Origin of the sequence: Hydrogenophaga sp. BPS33, from assembly GCF_009859475.1 — a bacterium.
GTDB lineage: Bacteria > Pseudomonadota > Gammaproteobacteria > Burkholderiales > Burkholderiaceae_C > Hydrogenophaga.
In genome coordinates this window covers 4,004,849-4,020,671 of the sequence record NZ_CP044549.1, presented here as the reverse complement: position 1 = coordinate 4,020,671, position 15,823 = coordinate 4,004,849, and the positions used below count along the sequence as shown (strand labels likewise).

18 protein-coding genes are annotated in these 15,823 nt (G+C 65.2%); 7 read left to right on the top strand and 11 right to left on the bottom strand.

The annotated features are described in order from the left end of the window. Positions 1–33 precede the first annotated feature (33 nt). Positions 34–564 (top strand): hypothetical protein, encoded by a 531-nt coding sequence (locus tag F9K07_RS18715; RefSeq protein WP_159594861.1) that lies wholly within the window; start codon positions 34–36, stop codon positions 562–564. 193 nt (positions 565–757) lie between these two features. Further along, positions 758–1,078: a hypothetical protein gene (locus F9K07_RS18710; protein WP_159594860.1), complete on the top strand. Its 321-nt coding sequence runs from the start codon at positions 758–760 to the stop codon at positions 1,076–1,078. Positions 1,079–1,143: 65 nt separating this feature from the next. Here F9K07_RS18710 and F9K07_RS18705 read toward each other — a convergent pair whose 3' ends face one another. The 5 genes from F9K07_RS18705 to F9K07_RS18685 all read right to left on the bottom strand — a co-directional run bounded on the left by F9K07_RS18705 (position 1,144) and on the right by F9K07_RS18685 (position 5,720). After that, positions 1,144–2,547 carry a sensor histidine kinase gene (locus F9K07_RS18705; protein WP_236581325.1) on the bottom strand — a complete coding sequence of 468 codons (1,404 nt, stop codon included), beginning with the start codon at positions 2,545–2,547 and terminating at the stop codon, positions 1,144–1,146. Then, positions 2,544–3,233: a response regulator transcription factor gene (locus F9K07_RS18700; protein ID WP_159594859.1), complete on the bottom strand. Its 690-nt coding sequence runs from the start codon at positions 3,231–3,233 to the stop codon at positions 2,544–2,546. The genes F9K07_RS18705 and F9K07_RS18700 overlap by 4 nt, the downstream gene beginning before the upstream one ends. A gap of 15 nt (positions 3,234–3,248) precedes the next feature. After that, positions 3,249–4,775: a tripartite tricarboxylate transporter permease gene (locus F9K07_RS18695; protein WP_159594858.1), complete on the bottom strand. Its 1,527-nt coding sequence runs from the start codon at positions 4,773–4,775 to the stop codon at positions 3,249–3,251. Positions 4,776–4,793: 18 nt separating this feature from the next. After that, positions 4,794–5,240, bottom strand: a complete 447-nt coding sequence (locus tag F9K07_RS18690) for a tripartite tricarboxylate transporter TctB family protein (RefSeq protein ID WP_159594857.1) — start codon at positions 5,238–5,240, stop codon at positions 4,794–4,796. 129 nt (positions 5,241–5,369) lie between these two features. Next, complete coding sequence (locus F9K07_RS18685; protein ID WP_159594856.1) at positions 5,370–5,720, bottom strand: DUF2200 domain-containing protein; 351 nt, start codon at positions 5,718–5,720, stop codon at positions 5,370–5,372. An 85-nt stretch (positions 5,721–5,805) separates the two neighbouring features. Between F9K07_RS18685 and F9K07_RS18680 the strand changes: the two genes are divergently transcribed. Beyond that, positions 5,806–6,696, top strand: coding sequence for a YihY/virulence factor BrkB family protein (locus F9K07_RS18680; RefSeq protein ID WP_159594855.1), 891 nt, complete (start codon positions 5,806–5,808; stop codon positions 6,694–6,696). Positions 6,697–6,727: 31 nt separating this feature from the next. On the opposite strand, the gene F9K07_RS18675 is transcribed toward F9K07_RS18680, so the two are convergent. Together F9K07_RS18675 and hemH are read right to left on the bottom strand one after the other, a co-directional pair. Further along, positions 6,728–8,413, bottom strand: coding sequence for a hypothetical protein (locus F9K07_RS18675; RefSeq protein ID WP_159594854.1), 1,686 nt, complete (start codon positions 8,411–8,413; stop codon positions 6,728–6,730). A gap of 176 nt (positions 8,414–8,589) precedes the next feature. Further along, positions 8,590–9,627, bottom strand: coding sequence for a ferrochelatase (gene hemH, locus F9K07_RS18670; protein ID WP_159594853.1), 1,038 nt, complete (start codon positions 9,625–9,627; stop codon positions 8,590–8,592). A gap of 19 nt (positions 9,628–9,646) precedes the next feature. On the opposite strand from hemH, the gene F9K07_RS18665 reads away from it, so the two are divergent. Then, entirely contained in the window at positions 9,647–10,363 is a 717-nt protein-coding gene (locus F9K07_RS18665) for an HAD family hydrolase (RefSeq protein ID WP_159594852.1), read from the top strand. Between the two features lie 16 nt (positions 10,364–10,379). Here the strand turns inward: F9K07_RS18665 and F9K07_RS18660 are convergent, their stop codons facing one another. The 3 genes from F9K07_RS18660 to hpnD form a co-directional block, all read right to left on the bottom strand. Continuing rightward, positions 10,380–10,841, bottom strand: a complete 462-nt coding sequence (locus tag F9K07_RS18660) for an SH3 domain-containing protein (protein ID WP_159594851.1) — start codon at positions 10,839–10,841, stop codon at positions 10,380–10,382. 90 nt (positions 10,842–10,931) lie between these two features. After that, on the bottom strand, positions 10,932–12,302 hold the full coding sequence (gene hpnE / locus F9K07_RS18655) for a hydroxysqualene dehydroxylase HpnE (protein WP_328793992.1): 1,371 nt from the start codon (positions 12,300–12,302) through the stop codon (positions 10,932–10,934). A gap of 11 nt (positions 12,303–12,313) precedes the next feature. Next, on the bottom strand, positions 12,314–13,180 hold the full coding sequence (hpnD, locus tag F9K07_RS18650; RefSeq protein WP_159594850.1) for a presqualene diphosphate synthase HpnD: 867 nt from the start codon (positions 13,178–13,180) through the stop codon (positions 12,314–12,316). Between the two features lie 169 nt (positions 13,181–13,349). Here hpnD and F9K07_RS18645 point away from each other — a divergent pair, with 169 nt between their 5' ends. The 3 genes from F9K07_RS18645 to F9K07_RS18635 all read left to right on the top strand — a co-directional run bounded on the left by F9K07_RS18645 (position 13,350) and on the right by F9K07_RS18635 (position 15,071). Then, positions 13,350–13,781: a Cd(II)/Pb(II)-responsive transcriptional regulator gene (locus tag F9K07_RS18645; protein WP_159594849.1), complete on the top strand. Its 432-nt coding sequence runs from the start codon at positions 13,350–13,352 to the stop codon at positions 13,779–13,781. 23 nt (positions 13,782–13,804) lie between these two features. Next, the gene (locus F9K07_RS18640) at positions 13,805–14,134 is read left to right on the top strand and encodes a YnfA family protein (RefSeq protein WP_159594848.1); all 330 of its coding nucleotides are present in this window, start codon (positions 13,805–13,807) and stop codon (positions 14,132–14,134) included. Between the two features lie 151 nt (positions 14,135–14,285). After that, on the top strand, positions 14,286–15,071 hold the full coding sequence (locus F9K07_RS18635; protein ID WP_159594847.1) for a Crp/Fnr family transcriptional regulator: 786 nt from the start codon (positions 14,286–14,288) through the stop codon (positions 15,069–15,071). Here F9K07_RS18635 and F9K07_RS18630 read toward each other — a convergent pair. Continuing rightward, a complete protein-coding gene (locus F9K07_RS18630) occupies positions 15,046–15,819 on the bottom strand; it encodes a hypothetical protein (RefSeq protein ID WP_201451450.1) in 774 nt (257 codons plus the stop codon). The two genes, F9K07_RS18635 and F9K07_RS18630, sit on opposite strands and share 26 nt — an antisense overlap. Positions 15,820–15,823: the final 4 nt, after the last annotated feature.

The following is a 15,823-nucleotide window of genomic DNA, read 5'->3' as shown; positions in this document are numbered from 1 at the left end:
TCACTTGCGCTGTGATCAGAACGGGTACCACTCATGACCACCATCCACGGTTCCACGCCGCCCACCTACACCCCCGTCAATGAAAGCAAGACGCCTGCCGACATCGAACAGAGCAATCTCGAATCGAAACGTTTGGTCGGCAAGCTGGCGGACATTCGTGCACTGACGAGCTTGATGGTCCACGACCGTGCTCTGGTCGCGTCGCTGCAAAAGGAGTTGTTGTCCATCGAGACCGAGCTGGGCAGTTCGTCCGCGGGCCATCCGCTGTCCTCTGAGCGTCTGGCGGAGATCTCTGACCGTCTGCGACACCTGCAGGCGCAGGTGCTCCCGCTGGATGGGTTTTCGCGCCGCCCCGCCCCAGAGGTCCTCGAACTACTTCGGAAAAGAAACGAGGAAGAGCCCGGGGCCCTGCTGAAGCAAGAGGCGTCCATCAACCCTGATCTGCGCAGGCTCGACGCCCTCATTGAGCGATATAAGGAGATCGGGATAGAGAATCCTGATCTTCAGGCCCTGAGAGTCAAGTTGGGTGGCGGTTCGAACCCTGACGCCCAAAAAACGCCTTGAAGAAATGCGCGCGCGCATCAGCAAGGTGGTGGCCGGGACATCACATCGACCAGACCGTCCACTTGAAATACGGCTCAGGAGACCCCTGCGGCCTTGCAGGCCAGGAACCGAACTGGACCCGTCGTGACCCACCCCTTGTACGCAGCTTGAGGGGCCTACGCCTCCAGGTGTTGCGCCGAACAGGAGAAACGCCATGGCGGGTATCAACCCCTCACTTCCGAACACCATGACCATGCCGACGGTCAATACGCCTCCCGAGCGCCCGGCCGCCGTGAACCCGGAGGTGGCCAGCTCGGTTGTGGAACTGCATCAGAACCGTCTCGAGGCGGGGGATGTCGAGCTGAAGATGGGACAGGTCCAAGGGCAGATCGAGCAACTGCGCGGCATGGAGAAAGCCTTGGGCTCGTCCAAGATGTCGGCGGAGGATCTCGATGCGATCATTCGTGCGAATTTGAGTATGGGCAATGTCTCGGGCGCGCTCGATGCGGCGGGTCAGCGTTGGAATATCCTCTAGCCAATCGTCCACCCACTCGGATGAACCCGCGCCGGCAGGCGCGCTGCCGTGCGGGGCATTCCTTTTCACAGCAGCGGCAGCACCAGCGCCGCGCGCAAACCCAGGCCGTTGTCGGCATCGTCCAACCGCAGTTCTGAACCTAGCAACTGCGCGTAGCGCGCCACGATCGACAGGCCAAGACCACTGCCCAGGCGCCATTGATCGCCATGGCCTCCTTGTGTCCATCGCCGCATCAGATCCTGGCGCGCCGAGGCGTCGATGCCTGGGCCGTCGTCTACCACCACCAGCTCGCAGGTGCGCGTGGCACTGTCCACGCTCAGTTCCGCGGTGAGGGTCTGGCCGCCATAGCGAAGGGCGTTGTCGATCAGGTTGTCGAGAATGCCTTCGAACAAGGCGATGTGGCCCGACACGCGCACCGGTTCGGCCAGCTCGTCCAGGCCGCGAGCACCCAGGTCGACGCCGCGCGCATCGGCCTTGTCCAGGTGGCGCAGCACCGCTTGTTGCACCAGGGGTGCCAGGTCGACCGGCTCCTTTTGCAGCACCACCTGGGCTTCGTCTGCAATGGCCAGGTCCAGCAGCTGGTTGACCAGACGCCCTGCGCGTTCGGCGCTGGTGGCGATCTGCTGCAGTTGTTGTCGGGACATGGCCGCGTCCGGGTGCGAGCGACCGTCATCGGCCAGGGCCCGGATGCGCGCCAGCGGCGTGCGCAATTCGTGCGCTACGTTGCCAATGAACTCGCGCTGCGACCGCACGCTGTGGCCGAGCCGGTCGAACAATGCGTTGACGGCGAATGCCACCTGCTCGATTTCGCGCGTGGACGGCGCAATCTGGATCGGTTTGAGGTCGTTCGCGTCGCGCTCGGCGAGGGTGGCTTGCAAGCGCGCCAGCGGTGCCAGGTCGCGTTCGATGCCGCGCCACAGCCAGAGCGCCAGCAGCGTGAGCAGCAACAACAGCGGCAGCGCGCCGAACACGAGCAGGTGCTGCGCCAGGTCGGATCGCACCGAAGTGGTGTGGGCCATCACCACGTACAGCAGCTCGCCGTCGACGGTGTGGCGCAAGGTCACGGCGCGCATGAGTTCGCCCCGGACCACCATGTCCGAGTAGTGCATGCCCAGATCGCTGGACGGCGTGGGTGTGCTGGGCAATGGCGTTCCGGCCAACAAGGAACCGTCGGCCCGCAGCACCGAGAAGCGCACGGTCTCGGACTGATCGAACAGGGCGGCAGAGAGTTCGCTGGGTGTGAGCTGAAGGGCCACGCGTCCGTCGCTCTGGCGGTGCAGGTAGGACGCGATGGAATAGGCGTCGTCCACCAGCGCGCGGTCGAAGGCCTTTTCGGTGAAGTAACTCGCCACACCCAGGGTGGCGACGGTGCCGGCAAGCCAGGTCAGCACCAGGGGCAGCATCACGTGCCGCAGCATGCGGATGCGCAGCGACGACGTGGGTCGAATGGACGGGGCTGACAGTGTCACGGCTCAAGCTCCAATAGGTAGCCGATGCCACGTAACGTGCGGATCGACACGCCGCTGCCCATCAGCTTCTTGCGCAATCGGGAGATGAAGGCCTCCAGCGCGTTATCGCCAAGGGCTTCGTCGTAGCTGGAGAGCTTGTCCGAGAGTTGCCGCTTGCTCACGGCATGGCCCGGGGGGCTCATGAGTTCGCACAGCACCTCGAACTCCCGTGCCGGCAGGTCCAGCGGCACGTCTCCAAGGGCGAAGCGCCGTGCGCGCCGGTCCAGCCGCAGTTCACCGAGCTGCGCCACGTCGTCCGTGCCCTGGGCGCGGCGCACCAAGGCCCGCAGGCGTGCCTCCACTTCGGCGAGGTCAAAAGGCTTGCCCAGGTAGTCGTCGGCACCGGCGTCGAGGCCGGCAATGCGCTCCTCGGTGCGGTTGTGGGCGGTGAGCACGAGCACTGGGGTTCGATCGCCGCGCGCTCGGGCCTCGCGCAGGACACTCAAGCCGTTGCCCATGGCACTGCCGGGGCGTTCGTGCAGTGGCAACTGCAGGTCCAGCAGAACGGCGTCAAAGGGTTGCACACGCCACAGGTGGTCCGCCTCCAGCACGCTGCCCGCAGGATCTACCCGGTGGCCAGCGCGCTCCAGGTTGCGCGCCATCACCTCGCGCAGCACCGCATCGTCTTCAATCAGCAAAATTCGCATAGGTCGCAGACTACCTCATGCTGTCTGAGCGTTGAGGCGGTCCAGCTCCTGTTTGGCGCGCAGGCTCTTGCGCAGCGTGGAGCCGATGGCCCACAGCAGCAGGGCCAGCGTGAGCGCCAGCAGGGTGGCGCTGATCGGGCGTTGCAGGAAGATCATGGGATCGCCTCGCGATATCAGCATGGCCCGGCGCAGGTACTCCTCCAGCATTGGCCCCAGGATGTAGCCCAGCAGCAGGGGCGCGGCTTCGAAGCGCAGCACCATCAGCACGTAGCCCATGATGCCCAGGGCCGCCACCGAATAGACGTCGAAGGTGTTGTTGTTGATGCTGTAGACCCCGAGCGCGACGAACACCAGGATGGCCGGGTACATCCAGGCAAACGGAATGCGCAGCAGTGCCACCCACAAGCCGATGGTGGGCAGGTTCAGGATCACCAGCATGATGTTGCCGATGGCGAAGCTGACCACCAGCCCCCAGAACAGGTTGGGCTGCTCGGAGATCAGCATGGGACCGGGCTGGATGCCGTGGATGATCAAGGCGCCCAGCATCACGGCCATCACCGCGTCGCCCGGAATGCCCAAGGAGAGCGATGGCACGAAGGCGGTCTGCGCGGCGGCGTTGTTCGCCGCCTCCGGTGCCGCGATGCCCTCGACGGCGCCCTGGCCGAAGCGGCCCGGGTCTTTGGCCACGCGCTTTTCGATGGCGTAGGACATGAACGCGGCGATCGACGGCCCCACGCCGGGCAGGGCGCCCAAGGCAGAGCCGAGCGCCGAACCGCGCACCATGGGCTTGACGGTGGCGCCGAATTCGTCGCGCGTGGGCACCATGGAGCTCAGGGTGACTTTCTCCGGCTGGCGGTTCGTGTCTTCGGAATTGATGCAGCGCACGACCTCGGCCACACCGAACAAGCCCATGGCCAGCGCCACAAGGTTGATGCCGTCCGTCAACTCGGGAACGTCGAAGGCAAAGCGTGCCACGCCGCTGTTGACGTCGGTACCGACCAGGCCCATCAGCAGACCCAGGACCATGGCGCACAGTCCTTTGGAGGCCGATCCCATGCCCATCGACGACGCGGCCACCAGACCCAGCAGCATCATTGAACAGAACTCGGCTGGCCCGAACTTCAGACCCAGTTCGGCGATCAAGGGAGAGAACAGCGTGAGCAGCACCACGCCCGACATCGCACCGAGCAGTGAGGCGATGGTGGTCACGAACAGCGCCACGCCGGCCTTGCCTTTGCGTGCCATCGGATAGCCATCCAGACAGGTCACGGCGGATGACGGCGTGCCTGGCAGGTTCAACAGGATCGAGGCGGTCGAGCCGCCATATTGCGCGCCGTAGTACACGCCGGCCAGCATGATGATGGCCGTGGTGGGGGGGATGTGGTAGGTGAGGGGCAGCAGCATCGAGATGGCCGCCAGCGCGCCGATGCCGGGCAACACCCCGACCACTGTGCCGAGAAGAACGCCAAAAAAGCAGTACAACAGATTCATGGGCTCGACCGCGACTTGCAGTCCGAGCGCCAGGTTGCCGAGCAGGTCCATGGGAATGCGTCCTTGGTTTCAGAGGAAAGCAGGCCAGATCTGCAACTGCATCTGCAGCCCGATCGGAAAGATCAGCGTGGTGAGCAGCGTGATCACCGCGCACACCGTCAGGCGCTTGCGCAGGCCCATGGTCGATGGGACCAGCGAGATCAGTGCGGTGACGAAGGATGCCAACACCACACCTGCGGGCTGGAGCACGAGGGCGAACACCAGCAGGCTGAGCACGCACCAGAACAGGTTGCTCCATTGCAGCTGGATCGCCGAGCCGCGCCGCCACCATGCCGGTATCGCCACCAGCAAGCCCAGTATGAACAGGGTCCAGCCCAGCACGACGGGGAAGTACCCCGGCCCCATGCGGTCGGACGTGCCGAAGGTGTAGTTCAGCCCATACAAGGCGAAGAAGAGGCCAGTGGTCGCCATCAGCAGGCCGCCCACCAAGTCGTGGATGTCTCGGGTCGTTTTCATGAAGAAGGAGAGGTGACGGATGCGATGCGCGCGTCGGCGCCATCGCGGTTCCTGCACGCGGGCGTTGCAGGGCGTGCCGTCAGCTTAGGGGAGGGGGCCTGACCAGAACCTGATCTCGGCCGCGGATCCTCAGGCGCGCAGGATCTTCTGCATCGTTCTGCCCTTGGCCAGCTCGTCGATGAGCTTGTCGAGGTACCGGATGCGCTGCATCAAGGGGTCTTCCACTTCTTCGACCCGCACACCGCACACCACACCCTTGATGAGCGCGGTGTTGGGGTGCATGGCCGGGGCTTGGCCGAAGAAGGTGTGAAAGTCGTGGCCTTCGTCGATCTGCCGTTGCAGGCTCGCGGCGTCGTAGCCGGTGAGCCAGCGGATGATCTCGTCCACCTCGGCTTTCGTGCGTCCCTTGCGCTCGGCCTTCTGCACGTAGAGCGGGTATACCTTGGCGAACGCGGTCTTGAAGATGGGATGTGCAGCCATGGGGAGCGTCCTGGTCGGGAACCCGACTCTAACGCTGTGCGGACGCATGCAATGTAAGACACTGTCGCCTTTGACCTCCAGATCCATGAACCAGGTTCGCCATTTCATCCAGAGCCTCTGGCATGCCGCGCTGCACGCGCCCGGCCTGGGGGTGGTCCTGCGGGCCATGCGCAACTACATCCTGCACCAGAGCGCCAACCAGGCGGGCAGCCTGGCCTTCTCGTCGGTGCTGGCGATGTTTCCACTGCTGATTCTGCTGTCGGCCTCGGCGGGTTATCTGGGCAAGCCCGGCGACGCCGCTGATCTGGTGAGCCGCGTGGTCGGGTATGCCCCTCAGATGGTGCGCGACGTGATGCAACCGGTGATCCAGCAGGTGATTGCCCAGCGCAACCAGGCGCTGCTGGCGGTGGGCTTCCTGGTCACGCTGTGGACCGCCTCCTCGGGCATGCAGGCGATACGCTCGGCGCTCAACCGCGCCTACGGCATTGAGCGCGGCATGCCGTTCTGGAAGGCGCGCATCAAGGTCACGCTGTTCACGGTGGTGGTGGGCGCCGGCATTTTGCTGGCGTTCAGCTCGGTGGTGGTCATGCCGTACGTGTGGCTGGTGCTGGCGGAAAACCTCGGCGCCGGAAAGGAGACGCTGTGGTTGCGCCACAGCGTGCGCTATGGCTCGGCATTTCTGGTGCTCGTGCTGTTGTACGCGCTGATGTACGCCTGGCTGCCCGACGTGCGCGCGCGCCTGCTCACCGTGTTGCCTGGAGCGGTGGTGGGCGCGGCGTTGTGGGTGGGGGCGGCGGCCACGCTGTCCTACACCTTGCGCACGGCCGGTAACCTGGCCCTGATCTATGGCAGCTTCGCGGGCGTGGTCGCCACGCTCGTGTTTCTGTACATCAGCGCCACCACGTTGATCTTTGGCGCGGAGATCAATGGGGTGTTGCGAGCAGCGGCAGCGCAGAGGCGGGTGCCGCTCGAATAGGTCGGCATGCCGCCGGCCTTGTGCGCTCGGGTCAATGCGGCTTGCTGGCGTGTGCCTGAAGGCTTTCGCGCACATGGGTGAGTGCAGCAAGCTGCAAGGGATTCAAGGGCTTGGCAGGGCGTTTGATCATGGCTTCCAGCACACCGTCAATGACCTTGAGCTGGGTTTGCGGGGTGTCCGGTGGCAGATAGCCCAATGTAGGCGTCGTCATGACCCGCGCATAGGCGCTCACGGCCAGGTTGAGCACATCCTTTTGCTTCAAGGGCTTCATGAGAACGGCGTGCTGAAGACCCGCGTGCGCCGCCTTGCGGATCGTGTGTGCGTTCTCCAGCGTCTGCAGAAAGTGGTCAAAATCCTTGCCCTCACGCCCGCTGTAATTTTTTAGCAGCATGCATTTTTGCATCATCATTTTTGTGCTGGCGAAAGGTTGCTGCGCCAGCGCCAGGGCCGTGATGTTCTTGTGCGACATGGCCTTCTGGATGGCGCTGGCGTTCTTCTCCAGGGCCGCCGTTTCGGCCGTATCATCCACGGCCCGCAATGCCATGCACAGCTCGATCACCTCGGGCTTGATGACCTTCTTCACGCCTGTTTCGTCATCCAGTATCCGGCCCATGTAAGTCGTCAGATGGGCATGGGTCTGGCACCAATCAAGATAGGCGATCAGCTCATCGTCCGAGAAAAAAGTTTTGACGAATTGTTGAGCCGATTCCAGGACCTCTTCGCGAAACTGTCCGGGATCTCCTAGCGGAAAGTAGCTGGCGAGGTTGGTCTCTTGAGGCACGTCTGCAAGGGCAAATGTGATGGCCTGGGGACCCCTTGTGGCCAACGCGGCATACAAGCCCTCGCGCTGCTTTGCCCGTTTTTTGATCTCCTCCGGGTCTGTCAGCTCGGAGGCTGCGAGCAAGCGAGGCGTTTGGGCGGCGCTTGCTGGTGTATTTCCTGTGGCGCTCATGCTTTCGCTGCTCAGTGCGGTGGTCACGGTCAGCGGGCAGGGGCTTGTCGTCGACGTCGTCGGATTGTGCCGAGGGGAATTCACCGTGGTGCTGGTGATGTTCGTGAACAGCTTCAGGTCCATCTGGGGTATGCGGCCCGCAAAGGTTGCCGCCTTCGCTCGTGGTGGCGGTGGTTCATCGACGACGACAGGTTTCGTCGTGCCCCGTTTGCTGGATGATCGCCAAATGCCCGCAGCGCGGGGCTTTTCCGGCTTCGTCTCGGGCTCGGGGCGGACATAGCTTTTCCAGAATTTGGCGGTGTTCTCCAACAGCAGCCGGCTGGCCGGATCCTTCACCTGGGGGATGAGCAGGTCGGCCCTGTCGCTCATGCGCCGTGCCACCGCCGATGTGGCCTGGTTGATCTTCTGCTGGCTGCCATCGAACCCCGGGTAGATGGAGTACTTCTCATCGACCAGGGCCTTCAGGATCTTCTCGACCAGCGCGACATCGGGCGCATCGCTGGCTTCCAGTACGGCTTTGAGCATCTTCTGGTAAGTCAACACCTTGTCGTTCCACAACTCACCCTTTGTCCACGTCGGTTTGGTGGAATCTCCATGGACCAACTTGTCGAAGTGAGTGGTCTCGGACCGTGGGGAGTGCCCCTCCTTGCTACGCTCATGACCCCCTGTGCCGGAGCCCTCGGACACGGCAAGACTGGAACTGTTCGCCATCAGCGACCGAGGCGTGAGCCTTGAATCGACACGCTGAAGAAATTGCTTGGCCATATGAGCCTCCCTGTAAGTTGAAACACCGATATGGCGCACGCGGCGCCACGGGTGAACTTATCGGAGAAGCGGGGGTGAACACGACCGGCCGTTGTGCCGATTTTTCCCAACCACAAGTCGGGGCTTGGATCGGACCGTCAACTTTCGGCGTACGCCTTGAGTGCCGTCAAGCGCGGTCAAGCGCTGACGGGTTTTGTGGGCCAACCCTGCAAGTGCCGCTCCGCCAGGTCGCTCAGCGCGCGAATCCACTCGGGCGAATCGTTCACGCAGGGGATGTACTCGAAGCGCTGGCCGCCCGCGTGCACGAACGCCTCGCGCACTTCCATGTTGATTTCTTCCAGCGTCTCCAGGCAGTCGCTGGTGAAGCCGGGGCAGACCACGTCCACGTTTTTCACGCCCATGCGCGCCAGAGCCACGAGCGTGGGCTCGGTGTAGGGCTCCAACCACTTCGCCTTGCCAAAGCGAGACTGGAAGGTGAGGGTGAAGCGGTCGTTCGAGAGGCCGAGGTGCGAGGCCAGCAGGCGAGCCGTGCTTTCGCATTCGCGCTGGTACGGGTCGCCCAGGCGCACGGTGCGCTCGGGCACGCCGTGAAAGCTCATCACCAGGTGATCGCCCTGGCCATTGGCCACCCAGTGCGCGCGGATGCGCTGGGCCAACGCCTGGATGTAGCCCGGGTCGTCGTGGTAACGGTTGACGAAGCGCAGGTCTGGCACATGCCGCACGGGTGCGGCCCATTGCATCACCGCGTCGATCACGCTGGCCGTTGTGGTGCCGCTGTACTGCGGATAGGCCGGCAGGATGAGCACGCGCGCCACCCCCTCGGCCTTGAGTTCGTCAAGCACCGAGGCGATCGATGGGTTGCCGTAGCGCATCGCGTAGCGCACGCTGAGGTCATGGCCGCGTTCGCCCAGGTAGCCCCGCAGCAGCTTGGCCTGCCGTTCGGTCCAGACTTTCAGTGGCGAGCCTTCGGCCTGCCACACGCTGGCGTACTTCGCCGCCGACTTCGCCGGGCGCGTGCGCAGGATGATGCCGTGCAGGATCGGCCACCACACGGCCTTCGGGATTTCCACCACGCGCGGGTCGCCCAGAAACTCGGCGAGGTAGCGGCGCACGGCGGGAGCGGTGGGTTCGTCGGGGGTGCCGAGATTGCAATAGACGATGGCCGTGCGGGACGGCTGGTCAAGGGGCAACGGTGGTTCAGGGCGATAGGGCATGCGCTATTCTCCCGCAGACATGAACACCTCCCTTGCCACGGCGCTGGACGCGGGTCGCGTGCGCGCCATCACCATCGACCTGGACGACACCCTGTGGCCGATCTGGCCCATCATCGCGCGCGCCGAGACCGTGCTCGCGGCCTGGCTCGCCGAACACGCGCCGGCCACCGCCGCGCAATGGGGCGACCCGACCAAGCTGCGCGAGGTGCGCAACCAGATGCACCTCACGCGTCCCGACTTGGCGCACGACCTGGGCGCGATGCGCCGCGAATCGATCCGCCTGGTGCTCACGCAAAGCGGTGACGATCCGGCGCTGGCCGAGGCCGCTTTCGACATCTTCTTTGCCGAACGCCAACGCGTGGAGCTGTTCGAAGACGCGTTGCCCGCGCTCGAATGGCTCGCGGCGCGCTACCCCGTGGTGGCACTCTCCAACGGCAATGCGGATGTGCAGCGCATGGGCCTGGGCGTGCATTTCCGCGCCGCGCTGAGCGCCCAGGCCTTTGGCGTGGGCAAGCCGGATGCGCGCATCTTCCTGGCCGCCGCGCAGGCGGCTGGCGCGCAGGCAAACGAGGTGCTGCACATTGGCGACGACGCGCAACTCGACGTGGTCGGCGCGCTCGGAGCGGGCATGCAGGTGGCGTGGCTCAACCGGGAGGGCCACGCCTGGGAACACGCGCCGCTGCAGCCGCACACCACCGTGAGCGATCTGTTGGCGCTGTGCAGACAACTGGATTGAAGGTGCTTGCGGGGATTCACCAGCCCCAGAGCAACTGCTTCGCGATCCAGCCTCCCGGGCCTTCTGTGCGTTCCACGCGCACCCAGCCAGCGCGTTTCTCGCGGGTGCGCAGCAATTCGCCGTACTCGGCCTTGCCCACGATGCGGGCCTGGGTGCTGGGGCTGCTGCGCACGTTGGCCACCTTGGACTTCACGACGTGGTGCGGCGCGTTGCCGGTGAGCGAGCGCGCCACCCACCCGCGATCGCCTTCGAAGTCGCGCACCTGTAGCCAACTGCCCTGGCGCTTGGTCACCCGCAAGGGGTAGCCGCGCTTGAGTTCCCACAGCACCGCCGTGTGGGTGCCCGGGCCTTCGCGCATGTTGAGCGTGCTGCCTTTGACGCTGACCATGTTCTGCGCGGTGGCCACGCTGGTGGTGAGCGCCAGCGCGCACAGGCTGGCGGCGGTGATCCAGGTTTTGACGAGGCGGGTGCCGTTCATCTGCAGAGCTTCCTTTCGTTTGGTTGCAACAAGTCCAGAAGTGTGAACGTGTTGAGCGGCAGAGGTTCCGCCGATATGCCGACAAAGCGCTCAACCGGCCGGGCGCAGCGCTTCCCGGGCTGCTTGCAGCCCGCTGCGCACCGCGCCTTCCAGCGTGGCAGGGTAAGGGCCTTGAACGTAGTCGCCCGCCGCCCAGAGCCCCGGCGCGATGCGCTGAGCGGGGCGGCGCGCGCCGGGCGTGCAGGCAAAGGTGGCGCGTTTCTCCACCACGGTCTGCAGCGCTTGTAGCGTGCCGATCCCGAGTTGGTGCTGCGCCTGCTGCAGGACGCGGTTTTGCAGGCTTTCCCGGTCGTCGTCGCTGGCGCTGACCACGAAGGCCAGCACGCCCTGTGCCGCCGGATCGCCGGGGTGGAGCAGGCCACGATCGAACACGAACTGCGCAGGTGCGGCCTGGGCATTGGGCTCGTGCCGCAACGCCAGCATGGGCGCGGGCAGCCGGGCATCGGGCGCCCAGGCGTACACCGTGGTGATGGCGGTGAAGGGCAGGTCTCGCGTGCCGTGGGCCCAGGCGCGCAGCGTTTGCGAAGTGGCCTCGTCGCAGTCGTCGGCCGCCTGCCCGATGGCTTTTTCGGCCGGGCTGGCGGAGGTGGCCCAGATCACGGCGTCAAAGGCCTCTTCGCCGTTTTCATGGCCCAGCATCCATTGCGTGTCCAGCGGCCGCAGCGTGCCCACGCGCGTGCCGATGCGCACGCGGGAGCTGTCGGCGTGGTGTTCGCGCAGCCATGCTGCGGCGGCATCGGGAAACAGGCGCGAGAGGTCGGTGCGCGGCAGCAGCAGGCTGGCCGCGTTGAAGGGCGCGAAGCCCTTGCCAAACAGCGCGTCGCGCAAGACCCGCAGAAACACCGCCGCGCTGGCGTCGTGCACGGGGGTGTTGAGCGCGGACACGCACAGCGGCTCGATCAGTTCCTGGTTCACGCGCAGCGGCAAGCCTGCGCACAACTCGGCCACCGTGCATTCGGGGTCGCACGCGAAGCCCGCGCGCTGCCACCGCAGCGAGGTGCGCACCAGCGACCACCGGTCGCGCCAGCGCCAGCCCGGCGCCGTGGCAATGGCGGCCAGCGCGTCCAGCGGCGCGGGCCAGCGGGCGGCCCAGGGTGGCGTGCGCAAGCCCGATCCGTCGGCATGGGGCAAGGCGAGCGGCAGGCTCAGGAGAACCTGTGACAGGTCCAGGCCGACGCGCTGCATCAGCGCCAGCGTATCGGTGTAGGCGCCGATCAGGATGTGCTGGCCGTTGTCCAGCGTGAGCGCGCTGCCGTCGGGCAGCGCTGCCGTGAGCGCGCGGGCGCGTCCGCCCAGGGTGCGCGCGGCTTCGAAGACCGTCACGTCCGAACCCCGCGTGGCGGCTTCCACCGCGGCCGCCATGCCCGCCCAGCCGCCGCCGACGATGGCGATTTTCAGCAAGCCCGACTCCGTCACAAGCGGCCCAGCGCCTGCACGCGCCAGGCCAGCCAGAACTTGCGCAAGGGCGTGAGGCCCACGCGTTGCGTCAGAACGGCCAGCGGATCGGCGGCGATCTCCTGGAGCAGGGTGCGGTAGATGCTGGCCATCATCAGGCCCGGCTTTTGCGCACGGCGGTCGGCTTCGGGCAGCAGGCCCAGGGCCTCCTGGTAGGTCTGGAGCGCGCGCGCGCATTGGAACTGCATGAGCGCGGTGAACCGGCGGTGGAAGTCCGCAGTGTCGGTGCCAGGAGCCGCGCCGCGCTGCAGCAGCTCGTGGGCCTTGACGTTGAAGCTCTGCAATTCGTTCACCGGCAGGTAGATGCGCCCGCGCATGGCGTCTTCGCCCACGTCGCGCACGATGTTGGTGAGCTGGAACGCCAGCCCGAGGCGGTGCGCGTACTCGGTGGTGGCCAACTGGGTCTGGCCGAAGATGCGCGCCGCCACCTCGCCCACCACACCCGCCACCAGGTGGCAGTAGCGCTGCAGGTTGGCGAAATCCAGGTAGCGGTTCTGTTCCAGGTCCATCTGGCAGCCATCGATCACGGCGGTGAGGTGGCGCGATTCGATCTCGTAGGTCCGCGCCAGGGGCATCAGGGCGCGCATCACCGGGTGGGTGGGCGAGCCCGCAAACGATTGCGCCACTTCCTTGCGCCACCACGCCAGCTTGGTCTGTGCCACGGCCGGGTCGCTGACTTCATCGACCACGTCGTCGACCTCGCGGCAGAACGCATAGAAGGCGGTGATCGCCGCACGGCGCTCGGCCGGCAGGAAGAGAAAGGCGTAATAAAAACTGCTGCCGGAGGCGGCGGCTTTTTGCTGGACGTAGTCTTGTGGGCTCATGCGTGGGCGTTTCCGGGTCCCAAGTGTACGCACCTGACCTGGCGCATCCGAAGCGCGCGCCCGGGTGCACGCCATCCATGGGTTTCCTCGCTCGTCCTCGGGTGAAAACCCTGGAGCGGCTACAGTGTGGCCATCGCCTGCCGTGTCAGGTGCCTGAAGGGAAAAAACCATGCAGATCAAGGAATTGGCGCGCGCCACCGGTGTGGACGTGGAGACCATCCGCTTCTATGAGAAAGAAGGGCTGCTGCCCGAGCCTGCGCGCCTGGACAACGGCTACCGCAACTACGCCCAGCCGCACCTGGAGCGGCTCTCGTTCATCCGCCATTGCCGCGCGCTGGACATGCCATTGTTGGATGTGAAGCGCCTGCTCGGCTTCGTGGACGATCCCAGTGGCCATCGGGTCAATGTGGACCAACTGGTGGACGAGCAGCTCAGCCGCGTGCGCGCCCGCCTCAAGAGCATGCGGGCGCTGGAGAAACAATTGCTGCAATTGCGTTCGCGCTGCGATGGCGAGCACGAGGCCGGTGCGCCGTGCGGCATTCTCGATGAGCTGGTGTCGGCCGCGCACGGCGAGGCCTGCGCGTGCCACCCGGATCACTGACCCTGTCTTCTCTGGGAATTCCGATGGATGCACTTCGCATTGCCGGCCTGTTTGCCGTGACCGCCGTGGCCGAGATCGTCGGCTGCTACCTGACCTGGTGGGTGTTCAAGCAGGGCAAGGCCTGGTGGTGGCTGCTGCCGGCCGCGCTGGCGCTGGGGCTGTTCGCCTGGCTGTTGACCTTGCACCCCAGCGCCACCGGCCGCATCTACGCGGCCTATGGGGGCATGTACATCGCGGTCGCATTGGTGTGGTTGAGGGTGGTGGACGGCGTGATGCTCACCCGCTGGGACGTGGCAGGAGCGGCAATTGCCCTGACGGGAATGGCGGTAATTGCTCTGCAGCCCGGCACCTGAGACTTCGCAACCTCCTAAGAAGAAACGGCGTGTTGTCTGACAGAGCAGTTATGCAGCCCCCCGCCTAATTTGGGCACGGCCTGCTTCTGCTCACGCAGGCGGGTTTTCAGACCGGTCGCACGAGCTGCGGCAAAGAAAGGGACACACTGCCATGACCTCCAATCCGACGCTTTATGAACGCAATCAATTGCTCTTTGCGCTGTCCAGCGCCGATCTTGAGCACATAGAGCCCGACCTTGACTGGACCGAGGTACACAGTGGCGACATCCTTCACGCCACCGGTGATGCCGTTCGCCACGTCTACTTTCCGAACTCTGCGACGGTTTCGTTGGTGTCCTCACTGGAAGATGGAGCGTCCTCGGAACTCGCCGTGATCGGTGGGGAGGGCATGGTAGGCATATGCGGGTTCATGGGCGCGCCAGCTGCGCTGTGCGATGCGGTGGTGCAGCGTTCCGGAATCGCCTGCCGCATGAGCACGCAGGCCCTGATCCGGCATTCGCAACGCTCGCCAGCGTTCATGCAGCTGTTGTTGGGCTACACCCATGCCTTGTTCATTCACATGGCACAGTCCTCCACCTGCAATCGCCACCACAGCCTGGACCAGCAGCTCTGCCGTTGGTTGCTCCAACACCTGGATCGCCAAGGCGGAGGTTCCGATTTGACCGCCACACAGGAGCGCATCGCTGGCCTTCTCGGCGTGCGGCGGGAGGGGGTGACGAGTGCCGCCCTGAAGCTGCAGAAGGCCGGGCTCATCGAGTACCACCGCGGACGTATTTCCATACTCGACCGCCCAGGTCTGGAAGCGCGCAGCTGCGAGTGTTATGGCGTGGTACGGCGTGCCTACGACCAACTGTCCTGCTCGCACACCCACTCTTCCGGGAGCCAGCAGAGCTTGGCGGCCACGGTGGTGGTCAAACGAAGCCTGCAGAGCGCGTGACACGCAGTGGCTCCCGAGGGGGTTCTTGCGCCAGGGAGGCACCGAATACCTGCTGCAGTGATTTCTCTTCAGGCAGTACATACACCACGGCCTGCATGGAGGAGAACACGGGCAGCAGGCGATGTTCAAAGAAGGTGGCAGGCACGTTGATGCAGCCGTAAGAGATCCGGTTGTCTTCCACGGTTTCCGAGGCCAGGCGTTGAGCACGCCGTTCCTGCGGGACCAAATGGGGGCGCACGCGGTGCATCGACACAGCGGCTCCGTAGTCGACCCACACCACATCTTCACCCGTGAGGTTGTGTCCAAGGTGGGCGACGAACCGGCCTGCGGGCGTTGTGCGCTCATGGGGTTGCACCTCGTGTACCGGCTTTTCTCCAACACCGGGTACCGAGTCGTCCCCTGGGGCTGAGCCCAGCAACACCGGCGTGCTGTCCTCCAGCCGGGCGGCGGCATTGAATACGTGCACGCGGGCGGCGCGTTTGTCGACCAGCACAAACGGCATGTCGAGGTTGTCGTTGGTCTGCGCGATCCAGCGCACCAATGCTCTGGCATCGGGCGTGGGTTCGATCGTTCCGAAGTCCGGCACGGGCGCGGTGCGCTTCGCGACGGGTAGCGCAGAGGCGTGTGCGGTTTCAACTGCGGCGGTTGATCCCTGCGTCCAACGAACGGCCGGAATCAAAATGGCGGTGGCAACCGCACCGATCAGCAGGCCATTGCGGATATCGCGAAAGGTGGAAGAAGTGCTCACGCTG